Genomic DNA, 17706 nt, shown 5'->3' with positions numbered 1-17706 from the left:
GAAAATCCGTTCTGCATCGGCTTGAATGTTATCCGGGGTGTTGGAAAAATCCGGCCCCCAAAACAAAGACGCCGGAAGCGATGACCACTTCCGGCGTCAGATACAGCATTATAACGAATCAGGAGATATTTTTAAGCAACTCCTGCGCTTCAGCCTTTTGACCTTCACTACCCTCAATCGCGACTTCTTCGAGAATGTCCCGAGCGCCATCAGCGTCGCCCATCTCGATGTAAGCGCGCGCCAGATCCAGCTTGGTTGCCGCTTCGTCTGTACCGGCGAGGAAATCAAAGTCATCCTCATCGTCGATTGCGGCTTCATCAAACTCCGTAGTCGCTGGAGTCGCGGGCTTGTCAGCTGCCGCAGATTCTTCAGCAGGCGTCAATTCGGGTACATCAAGATCATCAGCCTCTGCGTCCAGGCTGTCGCCCTCAGCAGACACTTCGTCTTCTGTCAGCGAGTCTTCAAGGCCTAACTCTTTGTCGAGATCCGGAATTTCATCACTCTCATCAAGAGCGTCGTCATCGCCTGTCATCTCGTCCATCAAGGCGAGATCATCATCCGATACATCCAGCTCCAGCTCGTCCAACTCGTCTGCTTCTGAAGACACCGTTTCGTCCTCAGGTTCATTGGCCACTTTATCGAGCTCGGCATCCAGATCATCAAGGAAGGACTCGTCGATCTTGCCTTCGTCGTCCGTCACCAAAGCTGACTCGTCATCTTCAAGCGAAGGCAGTTCGTCGTCTGATGTCGCGTGGTAGGGCGAATCGGTTGCAGGTGCAGGCTCGTCGAGCATGCTTTCATCCAGATCCAGCGACCCGAAATCGTCTTCGGTAAGCTCGGTTGTCTCTTCGCCGGATTCCGGGAGATCGTCTTCCAGCGTAAAGTCGATATCGAGACTTTCTTCTTTGTCCTCGGTCGGAGCATCCGCAGAGTCAGATGCCGACTCCTCGGTCAAATTCAGCTCATCCTTGTCACTTTCATCAGACTCAAGACCAAGATCCGAAATATCGTACTCAATCGGAGAGTCGGATTTGTCTTCCTTGGCAGCGTCATCACCTTCAAGTGAATCAGTACCAAGATCCAGATCTTCATCCAGATCCAAACCGTCCAGTGAATCTGTCTCCAACTCGCTTGTTTCAGCACGATCCTCGCCGCTACCAAAACCAGTACTGTTATCCAGAGAGGCGAAAGTATCGTCGATACCGTCATCCTGCTCGGCAGACGGCGCACTTGCAGGCGTGCTCTCCGAACGCAGCTGTGATTCCAGCTCGTCAATGCTCGGAGTTGACTCAGTCTCGGCCAGACGCTTCTTCAAAACGTCTGCTTCGGCCAGTGCTGCATCGTCTTCCAGCACTTCAAGCTCACCGTATTGACGCTCGAATGCATCCCGGTCACCGCCAACGGCATAAACCGACAACAGCTTCAGGCGAAGGTCTGTTCGGCTCGGCTCTCTGGAGATTGCAGATTCCAGCACCTCAGACGCCTGATCCAGGCGGCCGTATGCGATGTACGCGTTGGCTTCAGCCAATGCGTCCTTCTCTTCTTCTACCGCGGTATCATAATCATCGCTATCGAGATCAATCGTTTCCGACTCATGGTCAGATTCACTATTGAGCTGGTCGTAGAACGCCTTCTCACGGTTCGCATTACGTCGTGCCAGCAATGCCAACAGGAGCAGTACCAGAATACCGATACCACCGGCCACTATCTGATAGAGCGTATTGCTTTTCAGCTGATCAACGAGATCACCAAAGAAACCCTTGCTCTTGGGTGCTTCTTCGACTTCAACCGGGGCGGACTCAACTTCCTGCGCAGGCTCTGACGCTTCTTCCGTCATTGCCGGGGCATTCGAAACGGTCGTATCCGCTGGAGATTCAGATTCCATGGATTCAGCGTCCATATCTTCAGAATCAGCGGAAGGGTCGACCTCACCCGCAGGCGCCATGGCGTCAGCGTTTTCGTCATCAGCACCGACTTCGGCTGTTGATGACTCAGCACCCTCTTCAGCCATCATGCCTGATTCAGCTTCGGCACTGTCATCACTGGTTACAGCATCTTCCTCATCGACTACGCCTTCAGTATTCAGGTCAGAAGACAAGTCATTAGCGCTTTCCGCCGGATTTTCCTGATCACCAGCCACTTCACTGCCGGCGGTTTCAGGCGATACATTTGCGTCAGCGTCATCGGCAGAAGCAACATCGCTCTCGGCTACGTCAGCTGCTTGACCTTGCATCTCTGCGAGCTGGTTATTTTTGAGCTCTACCAGCCGCTGCATGGTTTCAAGCTGCGACTCAAGATCTTGAACCCGGGAATTGAGCTCTTCATTTTCGCGTCGGGTTTTGTCGAGCTGTTCCATGGCAGCAACCGAGCTACCATCAGCACCACCGGCAACCCCTTCATCGCCACCGGCAGAACCGCCTTCGGCAGCACTCAACGTGTCGTCCGAGCTGGCTGAAAGCCTTAACTCGTCTCCACTTTGCTGAGGAGCTGACGCTGTGTTCTCGGGCTGCTGGCCTGTAGCGTCCAGGGACGGCGCAGGCTGGTTGAACGCCTTGTTTTGAGCAACAACTTCTCGGTAGGCCTGTTGATTGGTACGCGATTCAATCTGCTCTGCTGTGGGAATGCGCAGAACCTGGCCACGTTTAAGGCGATTGATATTGCCGTCTATGAAAGCGTCGGGGTTCTGGTCCTGCAGCGCAAGCATGACACGCTGTGGAGTGTAGCTACTGTCAGGCCGAACTTGCAGGGCAATGCCCCACAAGGTGTCTGCCGCTCCGGTAGGACCAAACGTGTCGCCATAACTACCGCCAGTCGACTGGCTGCTTCCAGAAGTCGCGCGTGTCGGCGTCGGGCGAGGAGTGGGTTGCTGGGTCTGCTGCCGAGAAGACTGCGGCGCTGCCGAAGTTCTTGGAGCGGACACGGGCTCACCAGCCGATTGCCGGTCTGCATAGAGTGGCGGATCAAGCAGCATTGAATATTCCCGCAGGAGCTTGCCGCTCGGCCAGGTCACTTCGATCAAGAAGTTCAGGTATGGCTCACGAACCGGCTGCTTGGTAGTGACATGCACGACCAATTGACCATTCGCTGCTGTAGACACTTCGAATTGAAGATTGGTAAGGAAAAAGTCCCGACTAATGCCAACTCTGTTAAAAACATCAGGCGAAGCAAGGTTTACGAAAACCTCCTTCGGACTAACGTCGCCTGTATTGCGCAGAGCAATATCTGCGTCCAGTGGCTCATTCAGATAAGACTGAAGCTCCACTTCTCCCAGACCAAGCGCGTTAGCCATGCCTGAACCCAGCCCTCCCACAAGAGCCAGGGCAACCGCAAGTTTGCGTACCTTCATGCTTTTTCCTTACCAGTCTCCGTTATTCGTTACTGCTGTCTTTTAAAAGACTCGGACGAGATTGGATGACTTTCGTCTTTAATTTTTGTTGTTCAGCAACTTTATGGTTTTGATATCTGCGAAAGTATTGTTGATAAATGCCGTTTTATCAATTGATCAGACCCAATCGTTGTAATTGTAGTTCAGAAGTTGTGCGGAACATCCTGTCAAAACACATTAATTTACAAATATGCGTCTAAAGTGACGGGGTTAGCCTTAAGTTTACACGCCAGAAAAACAACAGGGGCGATAGACCGTTTCAGTCATCGCCCCTGATGGTTTTCTATACAAGCGTCAGGAACAGATCAGCACATCAAGATCTGATCTGTTCTTTTGGCTTATCGTTCCTGCAATATTCTCAGCATTCTGCGCAACGGTTCGGCTGCGCCCCACAGGAGCTGATCCCCTACGGTAAATGCAGAAATGTACTCGGGACCCATCGCAAGCTTGCGAATGCGGCCAATCGGCACACTCAGAGTGCCCGTGACCTTCGCTGGCGTCAGCTCCGCAATGCTGTCGTCTCGATCATTCGGAATGACCTTGACCCAGTCATTACCGCCGGCCAACAAGGCTTCGATTTCCGAAACCGGGAGATCTTTACGAAGCTTGATGGTCATCGCCTGACTGTGGCTACGCATCGCACCGATTCGAACACAGATGCCGTCGATCGGAATGGGAGACTCGCTGCGACCAAGAATCTTGTTGGTTTCGCTTTGCGCTTTCCATTCCTCCTTGCTCTGACCACTCTCGAGCTGCTTGTCGATGTACGGAATCAGGCTGCCCGCCAATGGCGCGCCGAAGTTATCGATTGGGAAGTCAGCGCCGCGCATGGTTTCAGAAACCTGGCGATCGATATCCAGAATCGCCGATGACGGATCTGCCAACTGATCCGCCACTCCGTCACGCAAAGACCCCATTTGCTCAATCAGCTCGCGCATGTTCTGGGCACCGGCGCCAGAGGCTGCCTGGTATGTCATCGGCGAAACCCACTCGATCAGATCTTTCTCGAGCAGACCACCGAGGGCCAGCATCATCAGACTCACGGTGCAGTTACCACCAATGTAATCCTTAACGCCCTTTTCGAGCGCCTCGTCAATCACATTGCGGTTGACCGGATCCAGCACGATGACTGAATGATCGGCCATCCGCAGGGACGACGCAGCGTCAATCCAGTAACCTTCCCAACCGGATTCGCGCAAAGGCCCGAATACCTTGTTGGTGTAGTCGCCACCCTGACACGTCACAATCACGTCAAGCTTGCGCAGCTCGTCGAGATCGAACGCATCTTTCAATGGCGGCACGTCAGCTTTACCCACATCAGGGGCAGGCTGACCAGTTTGAGATGTTGAGAAGAAAACCGGATCGATATCCGCAAAATCGTTTTCTTCGCGCATGCGTTGCATGAGGACTGAACCTACCATGCCACGCCAACCTACAAGTCCAACTCGCTTCATGTGCGACTTTTGAACCTCGTTTTATGCCGGCCCCTGTCCCCTTTCGCCGGGAGCGGACCGGATGAATATTCCTGCGATGACGGCATCATGTCATCGTCAGGCCTCGACACGAATTTAGATTTGTAACCGGCGATCCTTATGCCGTCAACGCTTCCAACACAGCGTCACCCATTTCCCGGGTGCTGACCTGTGTTGCGCCTTCCGACATAATATCAGCGGTACGCAGCCCCTGATCGAGTACGCGACCTACGGCGGCCTCGATGGCAGCGGCGGCTTCCTCTGCTCCCAGGCTGTAGCGGAGCATCATCGCAGCAGACAGAATGGTCGCCAAAGGATTGGCAATACCCTGACCTGCGATATCAGGCGCGGAGCCATGACAGGGCTCGTACATGCCCTGCTTCTCGGCGTTGAGCGAGGCAGATGGCAACATGCCAATCGACCCGGTCAACATAGCCGCTTCATCAGAAAGAATATCACCAAACATGTTCCCGGTCACAATCACGTCAAATTGCTTTGGCGCCTTGACCAGTTGCATCGCCGCATTGTCGACGTACATGTGGGACAGCTCCACATCAGGATAATCAGCGGCAAGTTCATTCATGACGTCGCGCCACAGCACCGTTACTTCCAGCACATTCGCCTTGTCCACGGAGCAGAGTTTGCCATTGCGCTGGCGCGCTGCCTCAAACGCCACTTTACCAATACGGCGGATCTCGGACTCTTTGTAAACGTAGGTGTTGTAGCCCTGACGTTCACCATTCTCGAGCTCACGAATACCGCGTGGCTGACCAAAGTAGATACCGCCGGTCAGCTCACGAACAATCAAGATATCCAGACCCGAGATAACTTCGGGCTTGAGCGCAGAAGCCGAAGCAAGCTGCGGATAGAGAATCGCCGGGCGCAGGTTGCCGAACAACTCGAGATTCGAACGCAGCCCCAGCAACCCTTTTTCAGGGCGAAGCGCCATTTCCATACCATCCCATTTCGGTCCGCCTACGGCGCCCAGCAAAATCGCATCAGCCTTACGGGCCTTGTCCAGCGTATCTGCAGGCAGCGGTTCGCCGGTCGCATCAATCGCATCACCGCCGACTTTGGCCGTATCGAATCTCAGATCAAGACTGAACGCTTCATTTACCTTATGGAGCACACGCTCCGCTTCTGAAACAATTTCAGGCCCGATACCGTCACCGGGCAACAACAGAACTGACTGGCTCATAGAAGAATTTCCTTACTCATCTTCACGAATGGGTGAATGAATCAAACAACCACGGCGACTGTTTGCGGCGCTCGGCCTCATAGCTTTTGATCAGTGCGCTGTCTTCCAGGGTAACCCCGATATCGTCCAGGCCGTTGATCAGGCAGTGCTTTCGAAAAGCATCCACATCAAAACTGAACGTCTCGCCGGAAGGGGTTGTAACCGTTTGCGCCGGCAGATCAATCGACAGTTGGTAACCTTCATTGCTCGCGCATTCGTCAAACAACCTGTCAACAATATTTTCATCTAAAACAATGGGTAACAACCCATTTTTAAAGCAGTTGTTATAGAAAATATCAGCAAAACTTGGCGCAATCACCACTCTGAAGCCGTAATCATCGAGTGCCCAGGGCGCATGCTCACGACTGGAACCACAACCGAAGTTACGGCGCGCGAGCATAACGCTGGCTCCGGCATAGCGCGACTGGTTAAGCACGAAATCCGGGTTGATCGGACGCTGCGAGCTATCCTGATCCGGCTTACCTTCATCAAGGTAACGCAGCTCATCAAACAGATTGGGACCGAAACCGGTTCGCTTGATCGATTTGAGAAACTGCTTTGGAATAATCATGTCGGTATCGACGTTGTTCCGATCAATCGGCGCCGCAATACCTGAATGTTGGTTGAATTTACGCATGGCGCACTCCTTAGTGAATGTCGTTTAGATCGTCACGGATGATCACAGATAGTCGCGAACATCGGTAAAGTGACCGGCAATCGCAGCGGCAGCCGCCATCGCGGGACTAACCAGATGTGTGCGACCACCAAAGCCCTGACGACCCTCAAAATTCCGGTTTGAAGTTGATGCACAATGCTCACCCTGCCCAAGCTTGTCGGCGTTCATTGCGAGACACATGGAACAGCCCGGATCGCGCCACTCAAGGCCCGCTTCAATAAACACCTTGTCCAGACCTTCCTGCTCCGCCTGCGCCTTGACCAGACCGGAACCCGGAACCACCATCGCCTGCTTGAGGGATGCGGCAACCTTGCGCCCCTTAACAACTGCCGCTGCTTCCCTCAGATCCTCGATCCGCGAGTTGGTGCACGATCCGATGAATACGCGATCAAGCTGAATATCCTGAACCGGCGTATTCGCCGCAAGCCCCATGTAACGTAAGGCACGAACAATGCCTTCCCGCTTGATCGGATCCGATTCTTTGTCAGGGTCAGGCACTATGCCGTCAACACCCACGACCATTTCCGGCGAGGTACCCCAGGTCACCTGCGGCAAAATATCAGCGCCTTCAAGCTCCACGACCTTGTCGAACACCGCATCCGCATCACTGTGGAGATCGCGCCATGCAGATACTGCCAAATCCCAGTTCTCACCTTTCGGTGAATAAGGCCGGCCTTTAACGTAATTAATCGTGGTGTCGTCTACGGCCACCATGCCAACCCGGGCACCGGCTTCAATCGACATGTTGCAGATCGTCATTCGACCTTCCATTGACAGACTTTGAATGGCCTCACCACCAAACTCGATGGCGTAGCCCGTTCCGCCTGCAGTGCCGATTTTTCCGATAATTGCCAGCACCACATCTTTACCTGTTACGCCAGGGCGCAGTGCGCCGTTGACCTTCACCAGCATATTTTTCATCTTCTGCTGGACCAGGCACTGGGTCGCAAGCACATGTTCGACTTCAGATGTGCCGATACCGTGCGCAAGCGTGCCAAAAGCGCCGTGCGTTGAGGTGTGCGAGTCGCCGCAAACGATCGTCATGCCTGGCAGCGTAGCGCCCTGCTCCGGCCCGATGACGTGAACAATCCCCTGACGCTGGTCGAGAATCTTGAATTCGAGAATGCCGAACTCATCGCAGTTTTTATCAAGGGTTTCCACCTGAATACGGGAAACCGGATCATCAATGCCGTCGATGCCGCGCACCCGGTCAGTAGTCGGCACGTTGTGGTCAGGCGTCGCCAGGTTGGCGTCCAGGCGCCATGGCTTGCGATCTGCGAGCCGCAGCCCTTCAAAGGCCTGAGGCGAGGTCACTTCGTGAAGCAAGTGACGATCGATATAGATTAATGCCGAACCATCATCGCGCTGTTTGACGAGATGGTCGTCCCACAACTTGTCATATAACGTTTTACCCGCCATTTGGCCTCCTAAAGCTGGGGCTCATGCCCTCGCATCTCATCAACGGTAGTTTTTATCGAACAATGACCGTCATAATAAACTGATCAACTCAATAACCCCAATTCATGTTTCTTATATATTGCATTCCAATCTGGAATACATTAAAACCACTCAGAATTGTTACGGTTACTTGGAGCCTTCCGGGGACATGGACACTCAATCGCTTTCAGCATTCGTCGCGATCGTCGACCACCAATCGTTTTCCGAGGCAGCTGAGGCACTTCACCTGACTCAACCTGCGATTAGCAAACGATTGGCATCGCTCGAGAACCAGTTAGGAACAGCGCTGATTGACCGGCGCCAGCGCGGCATGGCGCTGACCGATGCGGGTAGTCGCTTGCTACCCTACGCTCGCCGTATTCTCGATGAGCTGCACAATGCCCGCCTGGACCTGGAAACAACGACACATCGCATCGCAGGTCGCCTACCGGTTATCGCGAGCCACCACATCGGCCTGCACCACCTCCCGGCGTGGTTGCGGCGCTTTAACCGGGAATTCCCGCAGGTCGAACTGGCGCTTCAGTTCATGGATTCCGAGAGCGCGTTTGAACAAATGCGTCGTCGGGTATGTGAACTTGCCTTCGTGACACTGAATGACGCAATGGATCAGCACTTTAACGTGCACGAACAATGGGCGGATCCTATGGTTTTCGTCTGCGGTAAAACGCATCCACTGGCAGACGTTCGACAGCCCACGCTCGCATCACTCGCACCCTATAGCGCGCTGCTCCCGGACACGGGCACCGCCACCTACCGGGTGGTCAGCCGGCTGTTTCTGAGCGAGGGCCTGACACTCAATCCTCAAATGCCGACCAATTACCTTGAAACGCTCAAGATGATGACAAGCGTCGGACTGGGCTGGAGCGTGCTGCCTTTGAAGATGACCGACGAATCACTGGTCCGGCTAGAAGTACCGCATCAATTGGAACGGATGCTGGGTGCTGTTGGGCTTGCAGGACGAGAACTGAGCCCGGCCGCTCGCGCATTGCTCAGAATTGTGAAGGACATGCACTGACCGAAAACTCACCGAAGCGTCTGGGTTTGGCGCAAAAAGCCTAACGTGGTCTTAGTGACTATGAGTTTCAACTCGCAATATGTTGGTGACAATTTTCTCAGGATGGCCGCGGTTCCGGGGGCGAACGCAGCCAGATAGCCGCCACGATTAGCGCTATAAAAATAGCGGCCGCACTCCCCCAAAATGCAAAGGCAGTGCCTTGCCATTCGACCAGGAATCCCGACAGCCAGGCGCCGACCGCACCACCCGCGCCAAATGTCAGCCCGCTATACAAGGCTTGTCCCTGACCGTGATGCTGATGCCCGAAATAGCTGTGGATATAATTAACAGAAACAGCGTGCAACGCGCCATAGGATGCAGCATGAAGCAATTGCGCGATGATCAGCACCGCCACAATTTGAGAATATTCGGCAATCAGGCACCAGCGCAGCAATGTCAGTACCAGCGCCATCAAGGCGATCATCCGAACGCTGAAGCGCTGAAATACCCGATGCATCAACAGGAACAGTCCGATTTCCGCCAACACACCCAGCGACCAGAGCAACCCGACCTCGAGTTTGTCGTAGCCGATACTGGTCAGGTGGATACTGAAGAACGTGTAATAGGCGCCGTGTGAAACCTGAAGCAAAATATTCATGGCAAAAAACGCCATGACAGAAGACTGGAAAAGCACAGCCTTGAGCTGACCCGGGGATCGCGAAGGTTTAATGCTACCGGATTGCGAAGGTACCCAGAACGCCGCCATCACGATCCCTGCAAACAGGGGCATCAGTATTGCCGGCAACCAGCGCAGTGACACGTATTCAAGCACCAACCCCACCAGCGCAACCGAGGCAATAAACCCAACCGAGCCCCACAGTCTGACCTTGCCGTATCGCTCGCGGTGCTTTCCCAGCCCCTGCAAGGTGATAACTTCATAAAGCGGAAGAACGGCATTCCAGAAGAAGGTAAACGCCAGCATGACGAACATCAGGCCGTAAAAGCCAGGCTCAAAAAACACACCAATGAAACACAGCGCCCCCATGACCGAGCCGAGACGCACCAAACGGACCCTTTGACCCGTGCGGTCACCGAGCCATCCCCAAAGATTGGGCGATATGATTTTGGTGAGTTGGATAGTGGCCATCAGAGTGGCAATCTGAAGATAACCGAAACCGCGATTCTCGAGGTAAAGCGACCAATAAGGCAACATTGCCCCGAGAAGCGCGAAAAACCAGAAGTACAGGCTGGAAAGACGCCAGTAGATAGCGAAAGGAGCTTGGTCAGGGCTGCGCTCAGTCATATGGCACTGGGAACACGCTCAACACGCCATTGCCACAACGTAAACGCCACGTTTTCGCGGATTTCCGCCTTACATGACAGTCGCAGAACAAGTGTTGCAGCACCCTTGCTGTCTCCCTTACTTGCGTCCGGCCTTTTCGATGTCTGGCGTCTCAACCATCACATCGCCATTCTGGGCACGATGTCTCAGGTAGTGGTCCATCAGCACAATCGCCATCATGGCTTCGGCGATAGGTGTAGCCCGAATGCCCACACAAGGGTCGTGACGACCGGTCGTAATCACTTCCACCGGATTTCCCTGTGAATCAATACTACGCCCTGGCAGGCGCAAGCTTGATGTAGGCTTCAGGGCAATACTGGCAAGAATTGGCTGGCCTGACGAAATGCCGCCCAGCACACCACCCGCGTGGTTTGACAGAAAGCCTTCCGGTGTCAGCTCATCGCGATGCTCGGTGCCTTTCTGGGCGATGGCACCGAACCCGGCACCAATCTCAACGCCTTTAACAGCGTTAATGCTCATCAACGCATGGGCCAAATCAGCATCGAGCCGGTCAAATATCGGCTCGCCCAATCCAGGAGGCACATTGTCGGCCACAACGTTAATACGAGCACCTACAGAATCGCCTTCCTTTCGAAGGGCGTCCATATAGTCCTCAAGCTCCTGAACCCGGCTGGCGTCGGGACAGAAAAAGGGATTCTCATGCACCTGGCTCCAGTCGAGTTTGTCGATTTCGATCGGACCAAGCTGAGACAGGTAGCCCCTCACCTTTATCCCAAGACGTTCACTGAGGAATTTCTTGGCAATGGCACCCGCGGCCACCCGCATGGCCGTTTCGCGCGCTGACGAACGACCGCCTCCCCGGTAATCCCGAAAACCATACTTGTGCATATAGGTGTAGTCAGCATGCGCTGGCCGGAACTGGTCCTGAATTTTGGAATAGTCTTTTGAGCGCTGATCGGTATTCTCGATCATCAGGCCGATAGGTGTGCCCGTGGTTTTACCCTCGAAAACACCGGAGAGAATGCGTACCTGATCAGGTTCCCGGCGCTGGGTCGTATGGCGTGATGTTCCCGGCTTGCGAAGATCAAGATCCCGCTGAAGATCAGCTTCTGTTAACGCCATACCCGGCGGGCAGCCATCGACGATGGCCCCGAGCGCAATGCCGTGGCTCTCGCCAAAAGTCGTGACCGTAAAGAGCTTTCCAAAACTATTTCCAGACATAAAACAGATTCTTATGTGAATAAGTAAATGTAATTTGTTAACTCAGTGCTGACGCCATTCGATCAAATCCTGACGGGATAGAAGGAACACACCCTCACCGCCCTGCTCGAAATCCAGCCAGATAAATGGCAGTTCCGGATAGGCTTCCTGCAGAGCCACCCAGCTATTGCCAACTTCGACGACCAGCAAGCCATCAGGCGTTAACATGTCAGCCGCTTTATCCAAAATGCGATGCGCGATATCGAGCCCATCACCACCCGCCGCGAGACCGAGCTCAGGCTCATGGCGAAACTCATCCGGCAAGGCCGCCATATCTTCAGCATCAACGTAAGGCGGATTACTCAGAATGAGATCATATTGTCCTTCAAGCCCGGCAAACAGATCCGATTGAATGGCGCTGACGCGATCCTCCAGGCCGTGCATCACGATATTGGATTGCGCGACTTCCAGTGCATCCTCAGAAATATCGGACAGATCAACGTCCGCTTCTTCAAATACCGTCGCTGCGGCAATACCGATGCAGCCGCTGCCAGTGCACAAATCAAGTATACGATTGACCTCAATGTCGCCTAACCAGGGCTGCAATCCTGACTGGATAAGCTCACCAATCGGCGATCGAGGTACCAGTACCCGCGTGTCCACATTGAACGGGAGTCCCATAAACCAGGCCTCACCCAACAGATATGCCACGGGTTCACGGCTTTCAACGCGGCGCTGGATGCGATCGATAAGCAGGGCTTTCTCGTCTCGTGTCAGCCGTGCATCGAGAAATATGGCATTGTTTTCAAGCGGTAACGCCAGGCTTCGCATCACCAACTGAACGGCTTCGTCCCAGACATTGTCGGTGCCATGACCATAATAAATTTCGGAACGCGCAAATTGCGTGGAAGCAAAACGCAGAAAATCGCGAATGGTCATTAAATCATCAATCGGTTGGAACGACACCCGTCACCTATTCGGTCTGAAAATTAAGATCAGCGATTATACGCCGGTTTGCGATCAATTTGTGGCCTTCAACTCAAGCACTCTGATGGATGCTCGCTCCTGCTCTCTACAACGCCAACAACCCGGAGCTGCTCCCATCTTTCTCGAACAGATCCAGCGCAGCATCCATACGCGCCCGTCCCAGCTGGATCAGTTCCGGCGCCTTGTGGTAGTCGTACGTTCTGCAGGCTTCCTTCGAGATATTGACGAGCATGTCAGGCGGATATCCGGCAATTTTGTACTGGGTCAAAGCGCTCTGCATGGTTTCTATTGTCATGTTCATGATATCGAACTTGCCGATACCCAGCTTTTCCCAGGAGATGGTTTCGGTGCCGTCTTCCAGTGTTTTCGATTTGGCATCGACTTCTTCCGGCTCCGCATCCACCGGATCCGGCTCTGGCGCCGGGTTATCAGCTTCACGGCGTCCGCCAAAGGAGCGTAAGGTATCCCAATCAAACCAGCTTGACGCTTTATCTCTTACCTTTTCGATCCAGTCGTCTTCTTCGTCTTCCACTGTATGGGTATAAGCATCGCGCGGTATCCGCGTCTGGCTCTTGTCTTCGCCGGAAAGATTCACCGCAAAAATATAGTCAGCATGAGCGGAAATCGTCGGGATAATCGGTAACGGATTGAGCAGCGCACCGTCCACCAGAACCCGGCCTTTCATCACAACGGGGGTCACAACGCTTGGAATTGCGATAGAGGCCCTAATAGCCTGATGCAAAAGACCTTCCTGAAACCAGACTTCCTTATGCCCTAACAAATCGGTTGCGACGGCCGTGAACGGAATCGGCAAGTCTTCAATCAGCGTGTCCCCAATGAAATCCCGAACCACCGAAAACACTTTGTCGCCGCGTATCGCACCTGCGGTAGAAAGCGAAATATCCAGCAATTTGAGCACGTCAAACTGACCGAGCCCGGTGACCCAATCCTTGTAATCTTTCATCTTACCCGCGGCATAAACACCGCCGATCAATGCCCCCATTGAGCAGCCGGCAATCGCGACAATCTCGTATCCCCGTTCTTCCAGCACTTCGATAGCGCCAATGTGCGCATACCCACGCGCGCCCCCACTCCCCAGCACCAGCGCCACCGTTGGCCGGTTTACAGGGCGTTTGTCTTCATCTGCCATGACATCTGGGGCGACTGGCGACGGATCAACCTGAGTGTCGTCTTCGATGGATTCGAGTTCGGGATGTTCAGGCATGACTGGCGATCCTGTGATTCGGTTTCAACAAATGAGGGGCGATCCGTGCGCATTCTGGAACTACGGTTAACGCCGATCCGGATTGACTTTCCGTGGCAAATGCCCGGTTTTACTTCGATGGACGCCCCTTTTCGTGATTATTCAATTTTAATCACGGACGACGCGGAACGACTATCAGTTTTTGATCACAATCAGCTCGATGTGATCGGTCCGCATGGAGGGATCTTTGGCAGCGGCCCGGGAAGGCCCCGCGTTAACCAGAAACTGCCTCGATTTCGGAACGCCGAGTTTTTCCAGCAATGCTTGCAATGACGTACCAGCACTTTGCGAGCGTTCAAATGAATCGGCAACCGTTCCGTCATCAGCGGGTGCTGCTGCGTAGCTGGTAATGATCAAGCGCGAATCGGGATCCTGCATCCAGTTGACGACCCGGTTACGGGTATTGGTATCCCAGTTGAAACGGTGAGTCAGTGATCCTGTCCAGCGCATCACAACAGGACCTTTTATCTTTCCGCCTTCGGGCGAGAGAACGGGGATTTCAGCGCTATCGTCGAGTACCAACTCCTCGAGCCATAGATAGTCTCGCAAGTTGCCTCGGGTTACAGCGTAAATCAGAGTCAGATTGACTCGCCCCTGATCATCCCGATAGGAATAAACGGTGTAGGCCTGCCTGTCGTCTGGTCCGTAGAGGGTCGAGACGCCAAAGATTTCATTGGCCCAGGCATTGCTATGGCCGCAATCGCGCCCCTGACAACGAAATAAACGGGTTGCGCCGCGCTGGTTCAGCTGATCTGCATAAAACGACTGGGCGGAATCGAGCGAGGAATCAGGATCTATGCGCAGCAATCGGCCACCACCTGTGACCGGCAGCTTGTACTGCCGGTCGGCCCGGATCTCGCTGCGAACTTCCCGTACCGCACTGAACAACACGCGATGGTTCGGCGCCTCGAAGTCTTTGGTCACTTCGACAGACGACTGTGAGTACACCGGGAGCGATTCAGCTACAGCCGGGACGCTGAAAAGTGCGGCGGCCAGGGCACAAAACAGACCAGGGAAAGCTTGGCGCCCATACTTGAGCCCTGCAACAAGGGTCGGCATCATCAGGCCAGAAATTCCTTTAGCGCGTTAATTACCGGTACAACATCACCATCAAGATGACAGTGATGGCCACCGGGAACCGTGACCTCAGTCAGATCGCGAATCAACCCGGTGCGTTCCAACCAACTGCTGCGACCACCCAAAAGGCCGTCAGCGGCACGAACAAACAAGACGGGTGCCTTAATAGCCCGCAAAAACCCGGTAACCTGAGCCTCATCGAATCGGCTCAGTGACGGGTGCCGCAACCTTGCATCCGTTCTCCAGACCACACCGTCTTGGGTTTCACGAAGATTACGGGGCACCAGCAGGTGCGCGGCCTGGGAAGATAAAGGGCTGAGCCCGCCAGCGCGGATTTTAGCGGCCTCTTCAAGCCCTGGATAAACCGTGGGCTTGCCAGAACCCCGCATTTTTTTGGTGATCCCTTTACGCAACTGATCCGCTGATTTTTCAGGTTCCAGCGTCAACGGCCCCAGACTGTCAATCATCACCAGACACTTTACTTTTTCAGGGAAGCTTGCCGCGTAGAGCGCGCCTACGATCCCACCGAGGGAATGCCCGATGAGCGTAACCGGCTCTCCGCTTTGCGAAAAATGACGGTCGATCAACTCAGCCGTATCGGCGACGTAGTTTACAAGTTCGTATTGCTGCCCGGGCGGGCGATGATCGGAGTGGCCGTGACCGGCGAAGTCGATCCCATGAAAAGGCTGCGCTCTGGCGAGCGTCGGAGCAATCTTTGAAAAAGTAGCCGCGTTATCAAGCCAACCATGAAGCCCGATCACCGGCGAACCCGAAGGCAGCTCAGCTGCGTCACCCCAGCTCAATCCTGTAAGGGTCATGTGCTGCAGTGGCCAGCTCTTCTCCAATGGCGCCGGGCCGTCAAGCGCCACAGGAACCGTTACCGCTGTACCGGCGCAATCAGACATTGGCTTATTCATGATGCATTCCAAATCAGTTGCAAAGCCTGCAATTTAAACAGGCTCAAATCACATGGTGTGAGTCGGACGGTCGGAGCTCAGCGCCCCTGCCAGGTAGGCCTCAATCTTGTTGCGAGCACTGCCATCCTCACCATTGAACTGCACGCCAATACCCGCAGCGCGATTACCTTGAGCGCCTTTCGGCGTGATCCAGACAACCTTGCCGGCAACCGGAATCTTCTCGGGCTCATCCATCAGATTAAGCAGAAGAAAAACCTCATCACCGAGTTGGTATTGTTTCTGGGTGGGAATGAACAGCCCGCCTTCTTTAATAAAAGGCATGTAGGCCGCGTAAAGAACAGCTTTATCTTTAATCGTCAGCGTCAGAATACCACTACGTGCGCCGAAACCCGGTCCCATATGACCACCCTTAAATTATTATGTTTGAACCTGATAATGGATCGTACGGCCGACATTCTCAAAACGCTGCCGCACCCGGACCGGAGACGACTATCAGCCGCATCAGTCCAACGCTTTAAATCAATAATAGCAGTCCAGTCGTCATCAAAGAACAGTAACCCATCGATTGCGCTATGCGACCTTTCCCCGACGGCGCTTTGGCATCAGATCAAGCCACGCCAAAAGTAAACGCTCAACCTCAAGCTCCGGATTAACATTGTAGGTAAGGCCACTTCGAGCCTCCCGGATTTTCTCGACCAGCCCGTGCGCCGCAAGCGGATGGTTATTCGTTGCCAAAAAACTCAGTACATCAGCAGCATTTTCATTGTTTGCAGGTGCACCGGCGGATAACCGTGCCATGTCGCTGGCCCAGCGTTCCATCACGCCAAGACTGGATTCAAGGCCAATTGCAAGAAATGCCTTGGACGCTACCTCAAGGGCTACTTTGGATTTGAGGAATTGGCGAAAGGCATCCAGGCAGGCGTCGGTCGCTGAAACAAAATCGCTCTGTATATAGGATTTCGCCGCCATTGGCGCACCGCCAGCAAGTTGGAGGGCTTTTGATACCACATGGATATCAATCGGTGACTCACCCTTTGCGCTCTTGTCTTCCGCAGTCCGCTTATCAGCACTCTTTTTAGTAGCGCCCTTGCCGTCAGCATTTATGTTGTCCGGTTTTTTTGCAGCGTCACCGTCGCTTTCATCACGCTGTCTTTCAAGCGCCTGGAGAAGCCATTCGGTGGCCACCTCAAGTTCCGGCGTCGGCAGGTTGAGTGACTGACAGCGGGACCGCAGCGTTGGCAGCAGCGGTTTGCCAGCCTCTAGCAGCATAACCAGCGTAACATCCGCGTTTGGCTCTTCCAGCGTTTTCAGCAGCGCGTTCGCCGCGTTGATGTTCAACTGATCAGCACTGTCGACGATAATCACCTTGCGTTTGGCAACCTGCGGCGATGCAACGGCAAATTCACCCAGCGACCGAACCTGATCCACCTTGATATAGCGTGAGTCTTCAGGTCGATAGGTACGGATATCCGGATGAAACCCCGCACCAACAAGCTCGCACTGTTTGCAATGACCGCACGGGTCAAAGCGCCCGCCCGCCTCACTGCACACTAGGCGCTGGGCAAGCAAATCGGCAAATTCATGCTCCCCGATACCGGAGCGCCCCTCCAGAAGCAGCGCGTGCGGCAGCCGGCCTTGCGAGAAGCGGTCGATCAGACTCTCAAAGCTTGCCTGTAACCAGGGCAAGTCAGCGCTACGTTGAATCACTCAATGTCCTTGTGTGCTGGAAGGAGCCT

Annotated in this window: 14 protein-coding genes; 1 reads left to right on the top strand and 13 read right to left on the bottom strand. The window is 54.1% G+C overall.

Features of this window, described 5'->3' with window-relative positions:
- Positions 1-118: 118 nt before the first annotated feature.
- The 5 genes from ACUN9X_RS10885 to leuC all read right to left on the bottom strand — a co-directional run bounded on the left by ACUN9X_RS10885 (position 119) and on the right by leuC (position 8189).
- On the bottom strand, positions 119-3346 hold the full coding sequence (locus ACUN9X_RS10885; protein WP_445473061.1) for a FimV/HubP family polar landmark protein: 3228 nt from the start codon (positions 3344-3346) through the stop codon (positions 119-121).
- A gap of 377 nt (positions 3347-3723) precedes the next feature.
- On the bottom strand, positions 3724-4839 hold the full coding sequence (gene asd, locus ACUN9X_RS10880) for an aspartate-semialdehyde dehydrogenase (RefSeq protein ID WP_445473060.1): 1116 nt from the start codon (positions 4837-4839) through the stop codon (positions 3724-3726).
- Positions 4840-4975: 136 nt separating this feature from the next.
- On the bottom strand, positions 4976-6055 hold the full coding sequence (gene leuB, locus ACUN9X_RS10875; RefSeq protein ID WP_445473059.1) for a 3-isopropylmalate dehydrogenase: 1080 nt from the start codon (positions 6053-6055) through the stop codon (positions 4976-4978).
- A 22-nt stretch (positions 6056-6077) separates the two neighbouring features.
- Complete coding sequence (gene leuD / locus ACUN9X_RS10870) at positions 6078-6731, bottom strand: 3-isopropylmalate dehydratase small subunit (RefSeq protein ID WP_260035566.1); 654 nt, start codon at positions 6729-6731, stop codon at positions 6078-6080.
- Between the two features lie 42 nt (positions 6732-6773).
- Positions 6774-8189, bottom strand: coding sequence for a 3-isopropylmalate dehydratase large subunit (gene leuC, locus ACUN9X_RS10865; protein ID WP_445473058.1), 1416 nt, complete (start codon positions 8187-8189; stop codon positions 6774-6776).
- A gap of 187 nt (positions 8190-8376) precedes the next feature.
- On the opposite strand from leuC, the gene ACUN9X_RS10860 reads away from it, so the two are divergent.
- The gene (locus tag ACUN9X_RS10860; RefSeq protein WP_445473057.1) at positions 8377-9243 is read left to right on the top strand and encodes a LysR family transcriptional regulator; all 867 of its coding nucleotides are present in this window, start codon (positions 8377-8379) and stop codon (positions 9241-9243) included.
- Between the two features lie 97 nt (positions 9244-9340).
- On the opposite strand, the gene ACUN9X_RS10855 is transcribed toward ACUN9X_RS10860, so the two are convergent.
- The 8 genes from ACUN9X_RS10855 to ACUN9X_RS10820 all read right to left on the bottom strand — a co-directional run bounded on the left by ACUN9X_RS10855 (position 9341) and on the right by ACUN9X_RS10820 (position 17677).
- Positions 9341-10525: an MFS transporter gene (locus ACUN9X_RS10855; protein WP_445473056.1), complete on the bottom strand. Its 1185-nt coding sequence runs from the start codon at positions 10523-10525 to the stop codon at positions 9341-9343.
- Between the two features lie 117 nt (positions 10526-10642).
- On the bottom strand, positions 10643-11746 hold the full coding sequence (gene aroC, locus ACUN9X_RS10850; protein WP_445473055.1) for a chorismate synthase: 1104 nt from the start codon (positions 11744-11746) through the stop codon (positions 10643-10645).
- Between the two features lie 42 nt (positions 11747-11788).
- Positions 11789-12664, bottom strand: coding sequence for a 50S ribosomal protein L3 N(5)-glutamine methyltransferase (gene prmB, locus ACUN9X_RS10845; protein WP_445473054.1), 876 nt, complete (start codon positions 12662-12664; stop codon positions 11789-11791).
- A 133-nt stretch (positions 12665-12797) separates the two neighbouring features.
- On the bottom strand, positions 12798-13862 hold the full coding sequence (locus ACUN9X_RS10840) for a patatin-like phospholipase family protein (protein ID WP_445473210.1): 1065 nt from the start codon (positions 13860-13862) through the stop codon (positions 12798-12800).
- A gap of 249 nt (positions 13863-14111) precedes the next feature.
- A complete protein-coding gene (locus ACUN9X_RS10835) occupies positions 14112-15038 on the bottom strand; it encodes a DUF4892 domain-containing protein (protein WP_445473053.1) in 927 nt (308 codons plus the stop codon).
- Positions 15038-15970 carry an alpha/beta fold hydrolase gene (locus ACUN9X_RS10830; protein WP_445473052.1) on the bottom strand — a complete coding sequence of 311 codons (933 nt, stop codon included), beginning with the start codon at positions 15968-15970 and terminating at the stop codon, positions 15038-15040. The genes ACUN9X_RS10835 and ACUN9X_RS10830 overlap by 1 nt, the downstream gene beginning before the upstream one ends.
- A gap of 48 nt (positions 15971-16018) precedes the next feature.
- Complete coding sequence (locus ACUN9X_RS10825) at positions 16019-16369, bottom strand: PilZ domain-containing protein (RefSeq protein ID WP_260035555.1); 351 nt, start codon at positions 16367-16369, stop codon at positions 16019-16021.
- A gap of 171 nt (positions 16370-16540) precedes the next feature.
- A complete protein-coding gene (locus ACUN9X_RS10820; protein ID WP_445473051.1) occupies positions 16541-17677 on the bottom strand; it encodes a DNA polymerase III subunit delta' C-terminal domain-containing protein in 1137 nt (378 codons plus the stop codon).
- Between the last annotated feature and the right edge of the window lie 29 nt (positions 17678-17706).

The organism is Marinobacter sp. V032, assembly GCF_052645435.1.
Note: the sequence above shows the minus strand (reverse complement) of the source record. Positions and strands in the feature narration are given on the sequence as shown.

Excerpts from the sequence above, each read along its gene's own strand:
- asd (WP_445473060.1), bottom strand. The coding sequence starts at position 4,839 with ATGAAGCGAGTTGGACTTGTAGGTTGGCGTGGCATGGTAGGTTCAGTC.
- ACUN9X_RS10830 (WP_445473052.1), bottom strand. The coding sequence starts at position 15,970 with ATGAATAAGCCAATGTCTGATTGCGCCGGTACAGCGGTAACGGTTCCT.
- ACUN9X_RS10835 (WP_445473053.1), bottom strand. The coding sequence starts at position 15,038 with ATGATGCCGACCCTTGTTGCAGGGCTCAAGTATGGGCGCCAAGCTTTC.
- ACUN9X_RS10885 (WP_445473061.1), bottom strand. The coding sequence starts at position 3,346 with ATGAAGGTACGCAAACTTGCGGTTGCCCTGGCTCTTGTGGGAGGGCTG.
- leuC (WP_445473058.1), bottom strand. The coding sequence starts at position 8,189 with ATGGCGGGTAAAACGTTATATGACAAGTTGTGGGACGACCATCTCGTC.
- prmB (WP_445473054.1), bottom strand. The coding sequence starts at position 12,664 with ATGACCATTCGCGATTTTCTGCGTTTTGCTTCCACGCAATTTGCGCGT.
- ACUN9X_RS10855 (WP_445473056.1), bottom strand. The coding sequence starts at position 10,525 with ATGACTGAGCGCAGCCCTGACCAAGCTCCTTTCGCTATCTACTGGCGT.
- ACUN9X_RS10840 (WP_445473210.1), bottom strand. The coding sequence starts at position 13,862 with ATGGCAGATGAAGACAAACGCCCTGTAAACCGGCCAACGGTGGCGCTG.
- leuD (WP_260035566.1), bottom strand. The coding sequence starts at position 6,731 with ATGCGTAAATTCAACCAACATTCAGGTATTGCGGCGCCGATTGATCGG.
- ACUN9X_RS10825 (WP_260035555.1), bottom strand. The coding sequence starts at position 16,369 with ATGGGACCGGGTTTCGGCGCACGTAGTGGTATTCTGACGCTGACGATT.
- ACUN9X_RS10860 (WP_445473057.1), top strand. The coding sequence starts at position 8,377 with ATGGACACTCAATCGCTTTCAGCATTCGTCGCGATCGTCGACCACCAA.
- aroC (WP_445473055.1), bottom strand. The coding sequence starts at position 11,746 with ATGTCTGGAAATAGTTTTGGAAAGCTCTTTACGGTCACGACTTTTGGC.
- leuB (WP_445473059.1), bottom strand. The coding sequence starts at position 6,055 with ATGAGCCAGTCAGTTCTGTTGTTGCCCGGTGACGGTATCGGGCCTGAA.